The following is a 14606-nucleotide window of genomic DNA, read 5'->3' on the forward strand; positions in this document are numbered from 1 at the left end:
TTCTCGCCTCGAGCGCTATCTCCGGCGCGTGCTTTCTTTCGCTTCGAATCTCTATTTTCGAGCTTCCGTCTCGTCCGTGACAAGCGAGGAGTTGCCTCTTCCGTCCGCTTTCGACTTTGTGTTAGACTTCAGAGCCGAAATGGAACTCGTCGAAAAATCGCGCATCATGGATGGCGTGCGCGTCAATCGCGCGCTGGCTCGGCTTGCGTCGGAGATCGTCGAGGATAATCAGGGAGTCGAAGATCTCTATTTGATCGGCATCCGTCGGCGCGGCGTGCCGCTCGCCGAGCGGATCGCCGACAAGATTGCGGATCTAGAGGGGGTGCGTCCGCCCGTCGGGATCCTCGACATCACGCTTTATCGCGACGATCTCTCAACGGTTGGCCCTAATCCCGTAGTCAATCGGACGGAGCTCCCGCTCACCGTCGAAGAGAAGAACATCGTGCTCATCGATGATGTGCTCTATACGGGGCGCACGATCCGCGCGGCGCTCGATCAACTGATCGATTTCGGGCGACCGCGCCGCGTGCGCTTGGCCGTGCTGATCGATCGAGGCAAGGAGCATCGCGAGCTTCCGATCCAGGCCGATTTCGTCGGCAAGTTCGTGCCGACCAAGAAGAGCGAGATCATCAAGGTGATGCTCAAAGAGTTCGATGAAGAGGAAGGGGTGGCGATCGTCGAACGCCCCGAAGCGAGGGGATGAGAGATTCGAAAAGGCGGCCCGTTGAGGCCGCCTTTTTTAGGTCCGCCATCGGACTGGCCCGGCGTCGAGAGCGGTTGGAGTAGCTAAAAGCCATCGGTTATGTTTACGCGCAAAGATCTGCTCGGCATACGCTATCTGTCGGCTGAAGAGATCACCCATTTGCTCGATGTCGCTGAATCTTTCCGCGATATCTCGCAGCGCGAGATCAAAAAGGTTCCCGCGCTGCGCGGACGGACGGTGATCAATCTCTTCTTCGAGCCTTCGACGCGCACGCGCACCTCGTTCGAGATCGCGGCCAAGCGCCTTTCAGCCGATACGATCAACATCAGCGCGGCGGCTTCAAGCGTCGTCAAAGGTGAGACGCTTTTGGATACCGCGCGCAATCTCGAGGCGATGTCACCGGATCTGCTCGTCATCCGCCATCCGTCGGCGGGCGCGCCGCACATGCTCGCGCGCGTATGCCGCGCCGGCGTGATCAACGCGGGCGACGGCGCGAATGAGCATCCGACGCAAGCTCTGCTCGATGCCCTGACGATTCGGCAACATAAAGGGCGCATCGCCGGTCTGAAAGTGACGATCGTCGGTGACATCCTGCATTCCCGCGTCGCGCGCTCAAACGTCTATCTGCTGACCAAGCTCGGCGCGGAAGTTTGCTTGACTGGACCGGGGACGCTCATCCCGCAACCTTTCGGCGATCTGGTCGAACGCGGCGTGAGGCTCGAGGAGAAGATCGAACGCGCGCTCGAGGGCGCGGATGTTGTCATGGTCCTACGAATTCAACGCGAGCGGCAAAATGCCGCCTTCTTCCCGTCGTTGCGCGAGTACGCGGTCCATTATGGGCTCAATTTGAAACGCTTGGAACGCGCCGCGCCCGATGCGATCGTACTGCATCCAGGACCGATCAACCGTGGGATCGAGATCGCTTCGGAAGTGGCCGATGGCTCTCGTTCGTTGATCCTCGATCAAGTGGCGAACGGTTTGGCTGTGCGCATGGCCGTGCTCTACCTTTTGCTCGGCGGCGGCGTGCTAAGACCTGATGGCGAGGGCGAAGCGAATCGCGAGGCGGCGCTGATCAGCGAGGAGAGTGGTTCTGGGTTGGGCAAGGTTGATCGTTAAGATGTCGAGGCGGAAGAGCGAAGAGTTCGAAATGAGATTGTTAATCGCTAACGGATACTTGATCGATCCTTCGCAAGGGGTCAAGGCGGGGCGCAACCTGCTGATCGAAGATGGTCGCGTCGCTGGCATCCTGAACTACTCCGATGACGTGCCCGAAGGTGCGGAGGTTTTCGATGCCGCCGGGCTCATCGTCGCGCCCGGATTTATCGACCTTCACGTCCATCTGCGCGAGCCGGGGCAGGAGTACAAGGAGACGATCGCGACCGGAGCGGCGGCGGCGGTGGCTGGTGGCTGGACCAGCGTTTGCGCGATGCCGAACACGGATCCGGTCAACGACAATGCGGCTGTGACTCGTTTCATCATCGAGCAGGCTGAGCGCGCGCAGCTTGCCAACGTCTTCCCAATCGGAGCGATCACGAAAGGTTCGAGAGGCGAGGAATTGGCCGAAATGGGCGAGATGCGCGAGGCCGGCGTCGTCGCCGTCTCCGATGATGGCCGTCCCGTCCCTTCGGCGGGCATGATGCGTCGCGCGATGGAATATGCGCGCGGGTTCGATCTGCCGGTAGTCGATCATTGTGAGGATCGTTCGCTTGCGGCGGATGGCGTGATGCACGAAGGGGTCTGGTCGCTGCGTCTCGGATTGCGTGGAATCCCGGCTTTGGCCGAAGAGCTGGACGCTTGGCGCGATTGCGCGCTGGCGGAGCTGACGGGCGCGCGCGTTCATCTAGCGCACGTTTCGACGCGCGGGGCGATCGAGGCTGTGCGCCGCGCAAAAGAGCGCGGCCTATCGGTCACGTGTGAGGTGACGCCGCACCATTTCACGCTTACGGACGAGGCCGTCGAAGGCTACGATACGAACACGAAGATGAATCCGCCGCTGCGCAGCCGCGATCATGTTCAAGCCATCCTCGACGCGCTAAGCGATGGGACGATCGATGCCATTGCCACAGATCACGCGCCGCACCATGCTGATGAGAAGGCTTTGGAGTTCGACCGCGCGCCGTTCGGCATCACGGGGCTGGAGACGGCCATCGGTCTGGCCTTCGATCGCCTGGTCCATCGCGGCATCATCGGGTTGGATCGCCTTGTCGAACTATGCTCGACGAATCCGGCGCGCATCTTCAAACTCGAGGGGAGAGGGACGTTACGCCCCGGTGCGTGGGGCGACGTGACGATCCTCGATCCGAATCTGCGTTGGACCTTCGACGCGCGCCGATCGCGTTCGAAAAGCCGCAATACGCCCTTCGATGGTTGGACCTTTCAGGGCGCAGCGGTGGCCACGATCGTCGCCGGACGAGTGCTCTACACTCATCCCTCGCTCGAAGATCGAAGGCGCGCGATCGCTTGAGTTCGTCCCACAAACGCTGGTCCACTTCGGGCACCTCGGTCGGCGTTCTTGCGTAAGGTCTCGATCGGGTGGTTTAATTTCGCTGATGGGTGAAATGGGATTTGAGCCTTGAAAGCGGCGAGAGAGAGGCTTACGCTCTCCCCCTCCCGTAGCCTCTCTCGCGTCCGCCTCATCCCCAAAGGGGTGAGCTTCTTCGATCGAGGCCCGCTGCGCTCTCCCCCAATCACAGCGAGCCTCGCTTGCCCGGTCGCCCGCTTACGTTATGGCCGGGGCGACCGATCCTTGTTTTCAGCGCTCGCTTACGCTTTAGCTGGGGCGCTGAGATCTTCGAGGGAGGCCCGCCCGCGCTCTCCCCTCCGCGTTCGGGCCCCCTCATTCGGCGAGCTTCGAGGCTCGCCGATTTTCGCGCGAACTCTCACCGATAAGCCGGCAGCGATATGCTGCGATTCAAGATGACGCCAAATTCGGTCCCCGATTTAACGACGGCTTCTTGCCCTTTCGAGAGCAGCGAACCAGCGACGCCGAGACCTGCTCCGATGCCCGCTCCGATGCCGGCCCCTTTGCCGCCGCCCGCCGCTGCGCCGATGATCGCGCCCGTGGCCGCGCCGCCGCCGATGAAGACCGCGTTCCGTTTGACCGAGGAGCGCCCGGTCACTTGACCTTCACGGTCGTAGTTGGCGTTGGTCGAACTCAGATCCGTCAGCGACCCGTTGATCGGATAGGTCCTCCCGTTCGGTAGCCGCAGGGAGATGAATTGCACCTCGATCATGCCGGCCTTGCTCGGACGCTCCGCCCGACGAACGTTGGTGACGCGCCCGATGATCTTGCTTCCGGCTGGGATCACTTCGACGCCGTTGTTCGCGTAGACCGGATCGACCACCGTCGTCGTGAACCTGTCTCCGATGCGCGCCGTCTCGGAACTGATCTGCTGGTCCATACGCACGCGGATCGTTTGATTGGCATAGATCGTGTAGCGACGTGTCGTCTGCGCGGTACGCGAATATGGCCGCGTCGTGTGGCGGCGCGTTTGCGCGTCCACGGCGATCGAACCGAGCAGGATCAGAGCGATGAGGATCATCGCCCGTAGCATTTGTCCACTCTCTCTCATCATCCTCTCCTCCAAAGTCGGTCATCCCTTGCGACCAGCACCGATTACTTAAGCAATGGCCGTGCCACAAGTTCGAATGTGCCGAAGAATCACCTCTAAACTCGACCTAAACGCGCAATTTGCAGGCGAAGGGCGAAAGCGAAAACGGCGGGCTCGCCTTCGCGCTGGCGGAAGAGTTACACTAATTCGTGTACGATAATCGTCTAAGTTGTATGCGCCTTCGACGGGCGAAAGGGGCGACGGCGAGAGGCGCAATTGCGCTCGCGATGTAGCGCTTTTGCCGATGAACATGACGTGGCGCGGTCATCTGGTGTAAGCTTTCGAACGAGATCGCGGAAGAGGGTTGGGGAACTATGAAATCATCCGATGAATCGAACGAACGTTTGGCGGCTGAGCGCGAGGCGCGCGAGCTGAAGAAACGTGTGGGAGAGAATCTCGCTCGGCTTCGTCGCCAGCGCGGTTTGAGCTTGGAGAAACTGGCTACGCTCTCTGGAGTCAGCCGAGCCATGCTAGGACAGATCGAAGCGGGCGAGAGCACGCCGACAATCGCTCTGCTTTGGAAGATCGCGCGCGGTCTCGATGTCCGCTTTGCCGATCTGTTGGGGGACGAAGAGCCAGAAGAAGTCGAGGTCTTGCCGGTCAATCGGGCTAGGATACTGCGTTCGGCAGACAGCGGTTTCGAGAGCCGCGCCCTTTTCCCCTTCGATCGGCGACGGCGAGCCGAATTCTACGAGCTCAGGTTGCGCGCCGGACACGTCGAACATGCTGTGGCCCACCCAGAAGGCACTTACGAGAACTTGGTCGTACATTCGGGGCGGCTGCGTTTGACCGTCGGCGATCATGAGCCGGTCGAGCTGCGGGCGGGCGATGCCGTCTATTTCCGCGCGGATGTACCTCATATCTATGAGAACCCCGGAACGCGCGACACGTTGATGTACCTCGTCATGACTTACGCCGAGCCACGCTTCTAAAGGGCAAGGCTTCGGCGCACCGGAAAGCGATAAGGGGCCTTCGCTTGACATCTTTGTTCGATATATTGTACAAGTACGTCGTTATATTGGCGGCGTGCGCTCTGCTCCTCGTCACTGCAAATCCCGCCGGTCGGCGATGACCGAATCGGCATTGAGCGGAAAGGAGTCAGCTTATGAGCACAGCGATCAAGGCTTATGCTGTCCCGGAAGTCCTAGTTTCGACCGATTGGGTGGCCCAGCATCTACAAGATCCCAGCGTTCGCATCGTGGAGGTCGATTACGAGCCGGAGACGGCATATCAACTGGGCCACATCCCGGGAGCGGTATTGATCAACTGGAAGCAGGATATCAACGACACGGTGCGGCGCGACATCGTCTCAAAGGAAGGGTTCGAGAAGCTGATGGGGCGGCTCGGGATCAAACCCGAGACGACCGTCGTTCTATACGGAGATTTTCGCAACTGGTTTGCGACTTATGCTTTTTGGGTCTTCAAGATCTACGGTCACAAGGACGTGCGGCTGTTGAATGGCGGACGGCGCAAATGGATCGACGAGGGTCGTGAGATGACGGAGGAGGTGCCGACAGTCGAACCGACGACCTATCGTTGTCATGGCATAGATTTGGGATTGCGCGCGTTCTTGCCCGAAGTCTCCTACGCATATCAACGCGATGACGTGAAACTGGTCGATGTTCGCTCTCCCGCCGAGTTCAAAGGGGAGATCACGGCTCCGCCGGAATATCCGACTGAGGCGGCTCAGCGTGGCGGGCACATTCCGGGTGCAGTCAACATACCTTGGGCGCAAGCGGTAGCCGATGATGACACCTTCAAACCGGTGGATGAGTTGCGCCAGCTCTATGAGGGCAAGGGCGTGACGCCCGACAAGACGATCATCACCTACTGCCGTATCGGCGAGCGCTCTTCGCATACGTGGTTCGTTTTGAAGTATCTGCTCGGCTATCCGACCGTCATCAACTATGACGGTTCATGGAGCGAGTGGGGGAATACGGTCGGGTTGCCGATCGAGAAGGGTGAATGAAAGGCCGCGTGGGCGAAGCATCTTTTGAGGCGGCGATGTCAACTGAGGCGGAGCTCACATTGACGGCGGGCGAGGCGTCAGAACCGCGCGGGCCGAGAATGGTCGTCGATCTGCGCGGGCGCGAGGAGATGTGTGGCGCTTCGCCCGTCAATTTCGCGATCCGCGCTCTCAAGGAATTGCCGCTTGGCGGGGAGTTGGAGGTTCTGACGGGAGTGCGCGAGCAGACCTTTACGCTCGTCCAATGGGCGCGTAAAAACGGCTACGAAGTGTGCGAGCTTGAAGAATCGGGAAGGGAAGCGCGCATCCGTTTTCGCCGCAGAGCTGCGAAAGCGGCTGGTCTTTGATCGCGCAGGCGAGTGAGGCGATCTCCGCTCGGGGGAGATTTCGGATTGAGGGGTGAGTTGCCGTAAGATCTTAATTATCTACTTAATCAAGGAGCAGATGCGGTGACTCAACCTCTTGACGAGCTGAGCTTCGAGACGCAGTTGGTTCACGCGGGCGAGCGAGCGGGGTGGCCGACCGGAGAACCGACGACGACCCCTATCTATACGGCGACGACTTACACCTATGATTCGATGGTTGAAGTCGATCGAGTCTTCGCCGGCGAAGAGCGCGGATATGTCTATACGCGGTACGGCAATCCGACCGTGGCTGCGCTCGAAGAGGCGGTAAGGCTCTTTGAAAAGGGTGCGGGAGCGTGCGCCTACTCATCTGGGATGGCCGCGTTACATGCGGCGCTCCTCGCGTGCGAGCTTGAACCGGGATCGGTCATCCTCGCTTCGCAGGATCTCTACGGCGTCACCTTACAGCTTCTCAACACGGTCTTCGCTCCGTTTGGCGTAAAGGTTGCGCTGGTCGATCTGAGCGAGCGGGAGCGATTGTGGGCGGCAGCGCGCGATTTGCGCCCCCGCGCCATTTTGGTCGAGACGATCTCCAATCCGCTTCTCAAGATCTGCCCGATAGATGTCTGTGCGGAGGTGGCGCGCGAAGTTGGGGCGCGTTTGATCGTCGATAACACATTCGCCACGCCTTATCTTTGTCAACCGCTCGAGCTGGGCGCCGATTTCGTCGTGCACAGCGCGACGAAATATTTGAGCGGGCACGCCGATGCGATCGGCGGCGTGGTCGTGGCGCGCGATGAGGCGGACCTGCTCGCATTGCGCGGGGTGGTGAAGACCGTCGGCGGAGTCCTGAGCGTGTGGGAAGCGTATGGGATCTTGCGCGGTTTGAAGACGCTCGCGCTGCGTATGCGGCAGCATTGCGAAAACGCGCGGCGCGTGGCCGAGCGTTTAGCGTCGCACCCGCTCATCCGGCGCGTGCACTATCCGCTGCTTGTCGAGAATGAACGCGAGACGGCGGCGCGCGTCTTACGCGCCCTTTCTGGCGGAGGGCTGGTCTCCATCGAGTTGAAGGATGGTTCGCGCGAGGCCGCCTTTCGCTTCATGGAAGCGCTTCGGCTGTGTGTGCGCGCAACGAGTTTGGGCGATGTGTTCACCGGGGTGCTGCATCCGGCGACCTCATCGCATCGTGAGATGTCTCCGGCGCAAAGGGCTAAGTTAGGGATAAGCGATAGCCTGATTCGCATCTCGGTAGGGATCGAGGATGTGACTGACATCATCGCCGATCTCGAGCAGGCGCTCGAAAAGAGCATGCGGTAAGGGCGATCGTTTTGATGGATCATTCTTCGCGTGAGTGGATCTGATGACACAAGCTGTATTGGAAAAACCGGGGCGGGTCAAACAAGGCGATTCGGTAGTGGACCAGATCGGCAACACGCCGTTGTTGCGTCTGCGCCGCATCACGCGGGATCTGCCCGCCGGGGTCGAAATCTATGTTAAGGCCGAGCACATGAATCCGGGCGGTTCGGTTAAGGATCGACCGGCTTTGGCGATGATCCTCGATGGCGAAAGGCGCGGTCTGTTGACGCCTGAACGGACCATCTTGGATGCGACGAGCGGCAATACGGGGATCGCCTATGCGATGATCGGCGCCGCGCGCGGGTATCGCGTGGCGCTCTGTTTGCCGCGGAATGCGAGCCCTGAGCGGAAGCGTATGTTGCGCGTCTACGGCGCGCAACTCATTGAAACCGATCCGCGGGAAGGGACCGATGGGGCGCAACGACATGCGCGCGCGCTTTACGAACGTGAGCCGGAGAAGTACTTCTATCCGGACCAGTATAACAATCCAGCCAATTGGCGCGCGCATTACGAAAGCACGGGCGTCGAGATCTGGCAGCAGACCGAAGGCCGGATCACGCACTTCCTCGCCGGACTTGGGACATCGGGCACTTTCGTCGGAACGACGCGACGTTTGAAGGAGTTCAATCCGGCGATCCGCTGCATCTCGATGCAACCCGATTCGCCGCTTCATGGTCTTGAGGGGATGAAGCACATGCCGACGGCAATCGTGCCCGGCATCTATGATCCGCATCTGGCCGACGAGAACGTCGAGGTTTCGACCGAAGATGCGCAGCGAATGGCGCGTCGCTTGGCGCGCGAGGAGGGGCTTTTCGTCGGAATCAGTTCGGGCGCGAACGTCTTCGCCGCGTTGCGATTGGCACACAAGCTACCGCGCGGTTCGGTCGTCGTCACCATCCTCTGCGATGGCGGCGAGCGCTACATGAGCGAAGAGTTCTGGAACGAGGACGATTGAAGATCCGGCGGCGCTCGATTGAAAGGGGCTTTTTGACGAGGGCAGAATGATATCGCTTGAGGCGAAGCATCTCGAAGAGATACGCGCGCACGGTGAGCGGGATTATCCATACGAATGCTGTGGGCTGTTGATCGGAGAGATCGGGGAGGATGGGCGGAAGCGTGTCGTCGAAACTCTTCCGCTTTCCAACGCGCGCGAAGAGGAGGCGAAGCGCAATCGGTTCTTGATTCGCCCCGAAGAGCTGTTGCGCGGTGAGCGCCATGCGCGCGCGCGGGGGCTCGAGATCGTTGGAGTCTATCACTCTCATCCGGATCATCCGGCGGTGCCTTCGCAGTACGATCTGGAGCACGCGTGGCCGGTTTATTCGTATATCATCGTTTCGGTGAAGAAGGGGCGAGCGGACGAGTTGCGTTCGTGGCAGATGCGTGACGATCGTTCGCAATTCGATGAGGAGGAGATCGCGAAAGGAGTATAGAAGATGGCTGTAACGATCCTGATACCTACGGCGCTTCGGCAGTACGCCGGCGGAAGTGCGGAATTGAGTGTCGAGGCTCGCACGGTTGGCGAGGCTTTGGAGCAGTTGACCCGCGAGCACGCCGAATTGCGTAAACATCTATTCAACGAACAGAACAAGCTGCGAAATTTCGTCAACGTGTACGTCAACGATGAGGACATACGCCACCGATCGGGGCTCGAAACGCCGGTGAGGGATGGCGACACGGTGATGATCGTGCCTTCGATCGCCGGAGGCGCGACCATCGAGGCTGATTTAGAGCGGAAAGTTCTGCCGACGCTCACCAAAGAGGAGATCGCGCGCTACAGCCGCCATCTGATCATGCCGGAAGTCGGGATGGAAGGGCAACGGAAGTTGAAGGCGGCGAGCGTGTTGATGATCGGGACGGGCGGGCTCGGGGCTCCGCTCGGCTTGTATCTGGCGGCGGCAGGAGTTGGGCGGCTCGGCGTCGTCGACTTTGATGTGGTGGACGAATCCAACTTGCAGCGCCAAGTCATTCACGGCACGCGCGATGTCGGGCGCCCGAAGATCGAATCGGCGCGCGATCGTCTTCAAGACATCAACCCGTATATCAAAATCGAGACTTACAATCTGCGTTTGACGAGCGAGAACGCGCTCGAGCTGTTTCGCGACTACGACATCATCGTCGATGGGACGGACAATTTCCCGACGCGCTATCTGGTCAACGACGCTTGTGTGCTGACGGGGAAGCCAAATGTTTACGGATCGATCTTCCGTTTCGAAGGCCAAGTGAGCGTCTTCTGGGCGGCGCGGGGCGCGTGCTACCGATGCCTCTATCCGGAGCCGCCGCCGCCGGGGCTCGTCCCTTCATGCGCCGAGGGCGGGGTGCTCGGCGTTTTGCCGGGGATCGTCGGCGCGATTCAAGCGAACGAGGTGATCAAATTGATCTTGGGCGGAGGCGAGCCGCTCATCAATCGTCTTCTGTTGATCGACGCTTGGCGCATGCGCTTCCGCGAGTTGAAATTGCGCAAGGATCCAAACTGCCCGGTCTGTGGACCGAACGCGACGATCAAAGAGTTGATCGATTACGAAGAGTTCTGCGGATTGCGCGGGCAAGAGGCGGCGCAACCGACGGAGGCGAGCGAGACGATGGAGGAGATAACGGCGAGGGAATTGAAGGAGCGACTCGATCGTGGCGAATCGATCCAGATCATCGACGTGCGCGAGCCGGCTGAGTACGAGATCGCGCGCTTGCCGGGCGCTAAGCTCATCCCGCTCAAAGAGGTGGTCAATCGCATGGGCGAGATCGATCCACACAGAGAGACCGTCGTTCATTGTAAGAGCGGCGTGCGTAGCGCCAAAGCGATCGAAGCCTTAAAACGCGCTGGCTTCAGCGGTCGGTTGCTCAATCTGAAAGGTGGGATCACGGCTTGGTCGGACGAGGTCGATCCGAGCGTGCCGAAGTATTGAGATCCGCCGGAGCTTGCGCATGCCCGAAAGCTTCGCGGCTTGAACCGCCTCCGGTGGCCGAAGCACATCGGCCCATTTTGGTGGCCTTCGTTCGCGCGGTCAGAAGATCGAGAGTTTGATGCTCAAATACTTCTTCGGATCGCGGCGAAAATCATAAAGCAATTTGACCGCTTCCGCCGACAGTTGGTTGAAGTTCGAGTAGAGCTGATCATCGGTTAGAAGCTTTCCGAAAGTCCCTTCCCCGCGCTGCGCGTTGGCGAGCAGTTCGTCGATCCGCGCCGTCGTCGCATTCAGGCGTTCGATGGCCAAGCGCGCGTCGTTGTAGAAGGCTTCGTCGGTGAGCAGCTTCCCGAATGTGCCGCGTCCGGCTCGTAGATCGGCGATGATCGCGTTGATCTCATCTGCCGAGCGGTTCAAACGCGCGACCGCCGTGCGAGTCTCGTTGTAAAGGGCCTCATCAGTCAGCAGCCGTCCGGCGGTGCCGCGCCCGCGCCGCAGATCGGCGGAGATGGCTTGCAGCTCGGCCGTCACGGAGGCGAGATTGTTGTAAAGGGTCGGATCATTGATCAGTTGTCCCGCAGTCCCTTCGCCGGAGCGCAAACGGCGTGTGACATCTTGGATGTCGCGCACCGCTGCGTTCAGGTTGTTGTAGAAGGATTCATCATTCAGGAATCGCCCCAGCGTCCCTTGACCTTCATTGATCTTCTGCGCGATCTCCGTCACCTGTTGCGATAGTTGGTTGAGCTGTTGGACCAGTTCGTTGCTCGAGGCGGTGACGTCGGCGAGCGTGTTGGCCGAGCTGGAGCGAAGCAGATCGCCGTCTCTGACCGGCTGGCCCAGGGCGGTGCCGGGCGTGATGTTGATCAGTTTATCGGTGCCGAGGATGCTCGGCGAGCCGAGTTGCGCCGTCGAATCGCTGCGAATGCGTTCCGCAGCCGGGCGCCCATCTATCTCGGCCTCGATCGCCATCAGCGCTTCGATCTTCGGCGCGTTCGGATCGTCCGATGGTGGAAGCAGACGGACATCTTCAACCGTACCGACGCGCACTCCGGCCAATCTGACCTCGGAGCCGCGCCGCAGACCATCGGCGTTGGCAAATTGCGCGCGCAAGTGGAGTTTCGGCGTAAAAGGCGTCAAATCGCCCGCCGCGCTCAAGATCAAGAAGATCAAGATCGAGATGGCGATGACGACGAACAGGCCGACGCGCAGTTCACGTAGTCCGACTTTCCTCTTGGTTGGCGGCATAGGCGTTTGATTCCCGATCGGTTGAATTGACCTGCTTGGTCATGAGCGGCTTTGTGAAGAGCGCTCGACAAATCCGCGCTGCCGAGTCATGACCGGACTCTATACGGAAAAGTTTAAATGCGACGCTGCGGATTGTCGAGGGATGGCGGCGCTGAATCGTCAACGGATCGCGAGTGAAGGTCACTTGCCGCGGATGAACCAGCGGATGTAGGGATCGTCGGATTTGAAGAGCTCTTCGTCCGTGCCGCTGAAGATGATGCGCCCATCGCGGATCATGATGATCTTCGTGTTGAGCAGACAGAGGCGTTCGCCTTCCTGTTCGAAGACGACGTTGCCGCGTTCGTCGATGACGGCATACTCGCTCGTCAAGTATTCGACGTTGTTCATCTCGTGCGTGACGAAGATGGACGAGACGTCTTCAAGATCGCGGAGCTTGATCGCCAGCTCGCAGATCGTTCGCGCCGTCGGCGGGTCCAGACCAGCCGTCGGCTCATCGAAGAGGACGATCTTCGGATCGCCGACGAGCGCGCGCGCGATCCCGACGCGCCGCCGCATTCCGCCCGAAAGTTCATTCGGCATCTTGTCGATCGCATCTTCGAGATTGACGAAGCGGAGCATACGGCGCACCTCTTCTTCGACCTCCTCTTCAGGCACGCCTTGTTCATGCAGACGATAAGCGACGTTCTCATAGACGGAGAGCGAATCGAAGAGCGCGCCTTCTTGGAAGATCATTCCGATCTTCTTGCGCACGCGCATCATCTCCGCTTCATCGTAATCGGTGATATCTTCACCATCGATCAGGATGCGACCGGCGTCGGGTTTGAGTAGACCGAGGACCAGTTTGATGATCGTCGATTTGCCGCTGCCCGACCCGCCGAGGATGATCTTCGTCTCGCCCTTCATCACGGTGAAGCTTATGCCGTCGAGCACTTTGTGGTCATCGAAGGCGAGGTGGACATCGCGGAATTCGATCGCCGGGGTGATGCGATCGGCAAATTCTTCGTTCCCCGGCGGCATATCGGCCACTTTGGATGGCGCCTCCGGCGTTTCGACCGATGGGATGTTCTGCGTGAAGGCCATTTTCACATTATGATGGAGTCTCTAGGATAACCTGCAACGCTTTGGCAAGGAAGAAGTCCGCGATGATGACCAAGATCGAGCCGAGGACGACGGCGGTGGTTGTCGAGCGTCCAACACCGACGGTCCCGCCTTCGGTCTTCAACCCTTGGCGACAGGCGACCGTGCCGATGATCAGAGCGAAGAAGATCGGTTTGATCACGCCGCCGAGGATATCTTCATATTGTAATCCATCGCGCACTCCGGAAAAGAAGGTGTTCGCCGATAGATCATAGAGCGTCGTGGCGACGATCATGCCGCCGCCGATCCCGATGACATCGGCGACGACCGTAAGGAGCGGAAGGGCGATGAGAAGAGCGATCAGGCGCGGCGTGACCAGTTTGCGGATCGGGTCGGTGCCGAGCGCGCGCATCGCGTCGATCTGTTGTGAGACGACCATCGAGCCGAGTTCGGCGGAGATGGCCGATCCGATCCGCCCTGTGACCATGAGCGCGGTCAACACCGGACCGAGCTCACGTACCAGCGAGATGGCAACCAACCTTCCCGTCTGGTCTTGGGCGCCATAATACTTCAAGGTCGGGTAGGTTTGGAGGGTAAGGACGCCGCCTGTAAAGAACCCGGTCAAGAGGATGATCGTTAGCGAACCGACGCCGATGATGTCAAGCTGCGTGATCCATTCGCTGAAGTAGCGCGGGCGTTTGAGCAGACCGCGTGCGGCCCACACAACCAGCAGCGTCATCTCTTGAACTTCAAGCAGGACACGTGTGGCGATATTCATATAAGATTATGAGCGCCCGTCCCTTTCGGTGAACGAGCGCTAAGGCGGATGCCTTCGCCGCTTAAGACAAGCTAAGCAAGCTATCTTGCGAGAAAATCTGCCTAGCGTCAAGATTCGATTGGCGCCGATGGGGGAGTTCCGACGAGAAGGGCGCGATCACGGGCGCGGTTGATTCGCGCGCGCGCGCTGCTGCTCTCGCAGTTGTTTGAAGAGCTTCAACTGTTCGGGAGTGAGGATGCGGCGGATCTCGAGCTCAACTCGTGCGCGATGGCGCGTGACGGCTGATTGCGCATCGATCAATTCTTGAACGCGCGCTTCGAACTCGCGCTCATCAAGGTTGTCGGCATAGATCGCTTCGTCCAAGGCGCGTTGCGCTTCGCGCAGGCGCGTAAGGAGCATCCGCCCGGTGAGATCGTTCTTCCGGCGGATCGAGCGGATCTGCTGTTTCTGCTCGGGAGTGAGATTGAGTATCTCGAGCAACGGGCGGGGCGGCACTGGTTTAGGCTTGGCCGCTCCAGCTTGCGGAATGGGTTGCGCTGGACGCGCTTGGTTCCTGACCTGAGCTTTGAGCGAAGGCGCTCCGATCGCTGAGAGGAGCATCGCGAGGAGGCCCAGGCGGCTAATCA

Annotated in this window: 15 protein-coding genes; 10 read left to right on the forward strand and 5 right to left on the reverse strand. The window is 59.9% G+C overall.

The window, feature by feature from the left end; all coding sequences use genetic code 11:
• The first annotated feature begins 139 nt into the window (after window positions 1-139).
• The 3 genes from pyrR to PYK22_RS10820 all read left to right on the forward strand — a co-directional run bounded on the left by pyrR (window position 140) and on the right by PYK22_RS10820 (window position 3167).
• Entirely contained in the window at window positions 140-703 is a 564-nt protein-coding gene (gene pyrR / locus PYK22_RS10810) for a bifunctional pyr operon transcriptional regulator/uracil phosphoribosyltransferase PyrR (RefSeq protein ID WP_041977113.1), read from the forward strand.
• A 99-nt stretch (window positions 704-802) separates the two neighbouring features.
• Complete coding sequence (locus tag PYK22_RS10815; protein ID WP_083437783.1) at window positions 803-1819, forward strand: aspartate carbamoyltransferase catalytic subunit; 1017 nt, start codon at window positions 803-805, stop codon at window positions 1817-1819.
• 31 nt (window positions 1820-1850) lie between these two features.
• Complete coding sequence (locus PYK22_RS10820) at window positions 1851-3167, forward strand: dihydroorotase (RefSeq protein ID WP_041977342.1); 1317 nt, start codon at window positions 1851-1853, stop codon at window positions 3165-3167.
• 415 nt (window positions 3168-3582) lie between these two features.
• Here PYK22_RS10820 and PYK22_RS17615 read toward each other — a convergent pair whose 3' ends face one another.
• On the reverse strand, window positions 3583-4275 hold the full coding sequence (locus PYK22_RS17615; RefSeq protein ID WP_162199841.1) for a hypothetical protein: 693 nt from the start codon (window positions 4273-4275) through the stop codon (window positions 3583-3585).
• A gap of 353 nt (window positions 4276-4628) precedes the next feature.
• Here PYK22_RS17615 and PYK22_RS10835 point away from each other — a divergent pair, with 353 nt between their 5' ends.
• The 7 genes from PYK22_RS10835 (at window position 4629) to PYK22_RS10865 (ending at window position 10880) form a co-directional block, all read left to right on the forward strand.
• Window positions 4629-5246: a helix-turn-helix domain-containing protein gene (locus PYK22_RS10835; protein WP_041977122.1), complete on the forward strand. Its 618-nt coding sequence runs from the start codon at window positions 4629-4631 to the stop codon at window positions 5244-5246.
• Between the two features lie 173 nt (window positions 5247-5419).
• Window positions 5420-6283, forward strand: coding sequence for a sulfurtransferase (locus PYK22_RS10840; RefSeq protein WP_041977124.1), 864 nt, complete (start codon window positions 5420-5422; stop codon window positions 6281-6283).
• The gene (locus PYK22_RS10845; RefSeq protein WP_041977126.1) at window positions 6280-6627 is read left to right on the forward strand and encodes a sulfurtransferase TusA family protein; all 348 of its coding nucleotides are present in this window, start codon (window positions 6280-6282) and stop codon (window positions 6625-6627) included. Before PYK22_RS10840 ends, PYK22_RS10845 begins: the two co-directional genes overlap by 4 nt.
• Window positions 6628-6729: 102 nt before the next feature.
• A complete protein-coding gene (locus PYK22_RS10850; protein ID WP_060635568.1) occupies window positions 6730-7941 on the forward strand; it encodes a trans-sulfuration enzyme family protein in 1212 nt (403 codons plus the stop codon).
• Between the two features lie 43 nt (window positions 7942-7984).
• A complete protein-coding gene (locus PYK22_RS10855) occupies window positions 7985-8935 on the forward strand; it encodes a PLP-dependent cysteine synthase family protein (RefSeq protein WP_041977129.1) in 951 nt (316 codons plus the stop codon).
• A gap of 46 nt (window positions 8936-8981) precedes the next feature.
• Window positions 8982-9410: a Mov34/MPN/PAD-1 family protein gene (locus PYK22_RS10860; RefSeq protein WP_041977131.1), complete on the forward strand. Its 429-nt coding sequence runs from the start codon at window positions 8982-8984 to the stop codon at window positions 9408-9410.
• Window positions 9411-9413: 3 nt separating this feature from the next.
• Window positions 9414-10880 carry a ubiquitin-like small modifier protein 1 gene (locus tag PYK22_RS10865; protein WP_041977134.1) on the forward strand — a complete coding sequence of 489 codons (1467 nt, stop codon included), beginning with the start codon at window positions 9414-9416 and terminating at the stop codon, window positions 10878-10880.
• 99 nt (window positions 10881-10979) lie between these two features.
• Here PYK22_RS10865 and PYK22_RS10870 read toward each other — a convergent pair whose 3' ends face one another.
• The 4 genes from PYK22_RS10870 to PYK22_RS10885 form a co-directional block, all read right to left on the reverse strand.
• Window positions 10980-12125 carry an MlaD family protein gene (locus tag PYK22_RS10870; RefSeq protein WP_041977137.1) on the reverse strand — a complete coding sequence of 382 codons (1146 nt, stop codon included), beginning with the start codon at window positions 12123-12125 and terminating at the stop codon, window positions 10980-10982.
• A 180-nt stretch (window positions 12126-12305) separates the two neighbouring features.
• Window positions 12306-13205, reverse strand: a complete 900-nt coding sequence (locus PYK22_RS10875; protein ID WP_060635569.1) for an ABC transporter ATP-binding protein — start codon at window positions 13203-13205, stop codon at window positions 12306-12308.
• 7 nt (window positions 13206-13212) lie between these two features.
• Window positions 13213-13941: an MlaE family ABC transporter permease gene (locus PYK22_RS10880; protein WP_211197676.1), complete on the reverse strand. Its 729-nt coding sequence runs from the start codon at window positions 13939-13941 to the stop codon at window positions 13213-13215.
• 195 nt (window positions 13942-14136) lie between these two features.
• Complete coding sequence (locus PYK22_RS10885) at window positions 14137-14580, reverse strand: Spy/CpxP family protein refolding chaperone (RefSeq protein ID WP_157770830.1); 444 nt, start codon at window positions 14578-14580, stop codon at window positions 14137-14139.
• Window positions 14581-14606 lie beyond the last annotated feature (26 nt).

Origin of the sequence: Pyrinomonas methylaliphatogenes, assembly GCF_000820845.2 — a bacterium.
Taxonomy (GTDB): domain Bacteria; phylum Acidobacteriota; class Blastocatellia; order Pyrinomonadales; family Pyrinomonadaceae; genus Pyrinomonas; species Pyrinomonas methylaliphatogenes.

Bases quoted from the DNA above. Each gene is read 5' to 3' on its own strand.
- pyrR (WP_041977113.1), top strand. From the start codon at position 140: ATGGAACTCGTCGAAAAATCGCGCATCATGGATGGCGTGCGCGTCAAT.
- PYK22_RS10815 (WP_083437783.1), top strand. From the start codon at position 803: ATGTTTACGCGCAAAGATCTGCTCGGCATACGCTATCTGTCGGCTGAA.
- PYK22_RS10820 (WP_041977342.1), top strand. From the start codon at position 1,851: ATGAGATTGTTAATCGCTAACGGATACTTGATCGATCCTTCGCAAGGG.
- PYK22_RS17615 (WP_162199841.1), bottom strand. From the start codon at position 4,275: ATGAGAGAGAGTGGACAAATGCTACGGGCGATGATCCTCATCGCTCTG.
- PYK22_RS10835 (WP_041977122.1), top strand. From the start codon at position 4,629: ATGAAATCATCCGATGAATCGAACGAACGTTTGGCGGCTGAGCGCGAG.
- PYK22_RS10840 (WP_041977124.1), top strand. From the start codon at position 5,420: ATGAGCACAGCGATCAAGGCTTATGCTGTCCCGGAAGTCCTAGTTTCG.
- PYK22_RS10845 (WP_041977126.1), top strand. From the start codon at position 6,280: ATGAAAGGCCGCGTGGGCGAAGCATCTTTTGAGGCGGCGATGTCAACT.
- PYK22_RS10855 (WP_041977129.1), top strand. From the start codon at position 7,985: ATGACACAAGCTGTATTGGAAAAACCGGGGCGGGTCAAACAAGGCGAT.
- PYK22_RS10860 (WP_041977131.1), top strand. From the start codon at position 8,982: ATGATATCGCTTGAGGCGAAGCATCTCGAAGAGATACGCGCGCACGGT.
- PYK22_RS10865 (WP_041977134.1), top strand. From the start codon at position 9,414: ATGGCTGTAACGATCCTGATACCTACGGCGCTTCGGCAGTACGCCGGC.
- PYK22_RS10870 (WP_041977137.1), bottom strand. From the start codon at position 12,125: ATGCCGCCAACCAAGAGGAAAGTCGGACTACGTGAACTGCGCGTCGGC.
- PYK22_RS10875 (WP_060635569.1), bottom strand. From the start codon at position 13,205: ATGGCCTTCACGCAGAACATCCCATCGGTCGAAACGCCGGAGGCGCCA.
- PYK22_RS10880 (WP_211197676.1), bottom strand. From the start codon at position 13,941: ATGACGCTGCTGGTTGTGTGGGCCGCACGCGGTCTGCTCAAACGCCCG.
- PYK22_RS10885 (WP_157770830.1), bottom strand. From the start codon at position 14,580: ATGCTCCTCTCAGCGATCGGAGCGCCTTCGCTCAAAGCTCAGGTCAGG.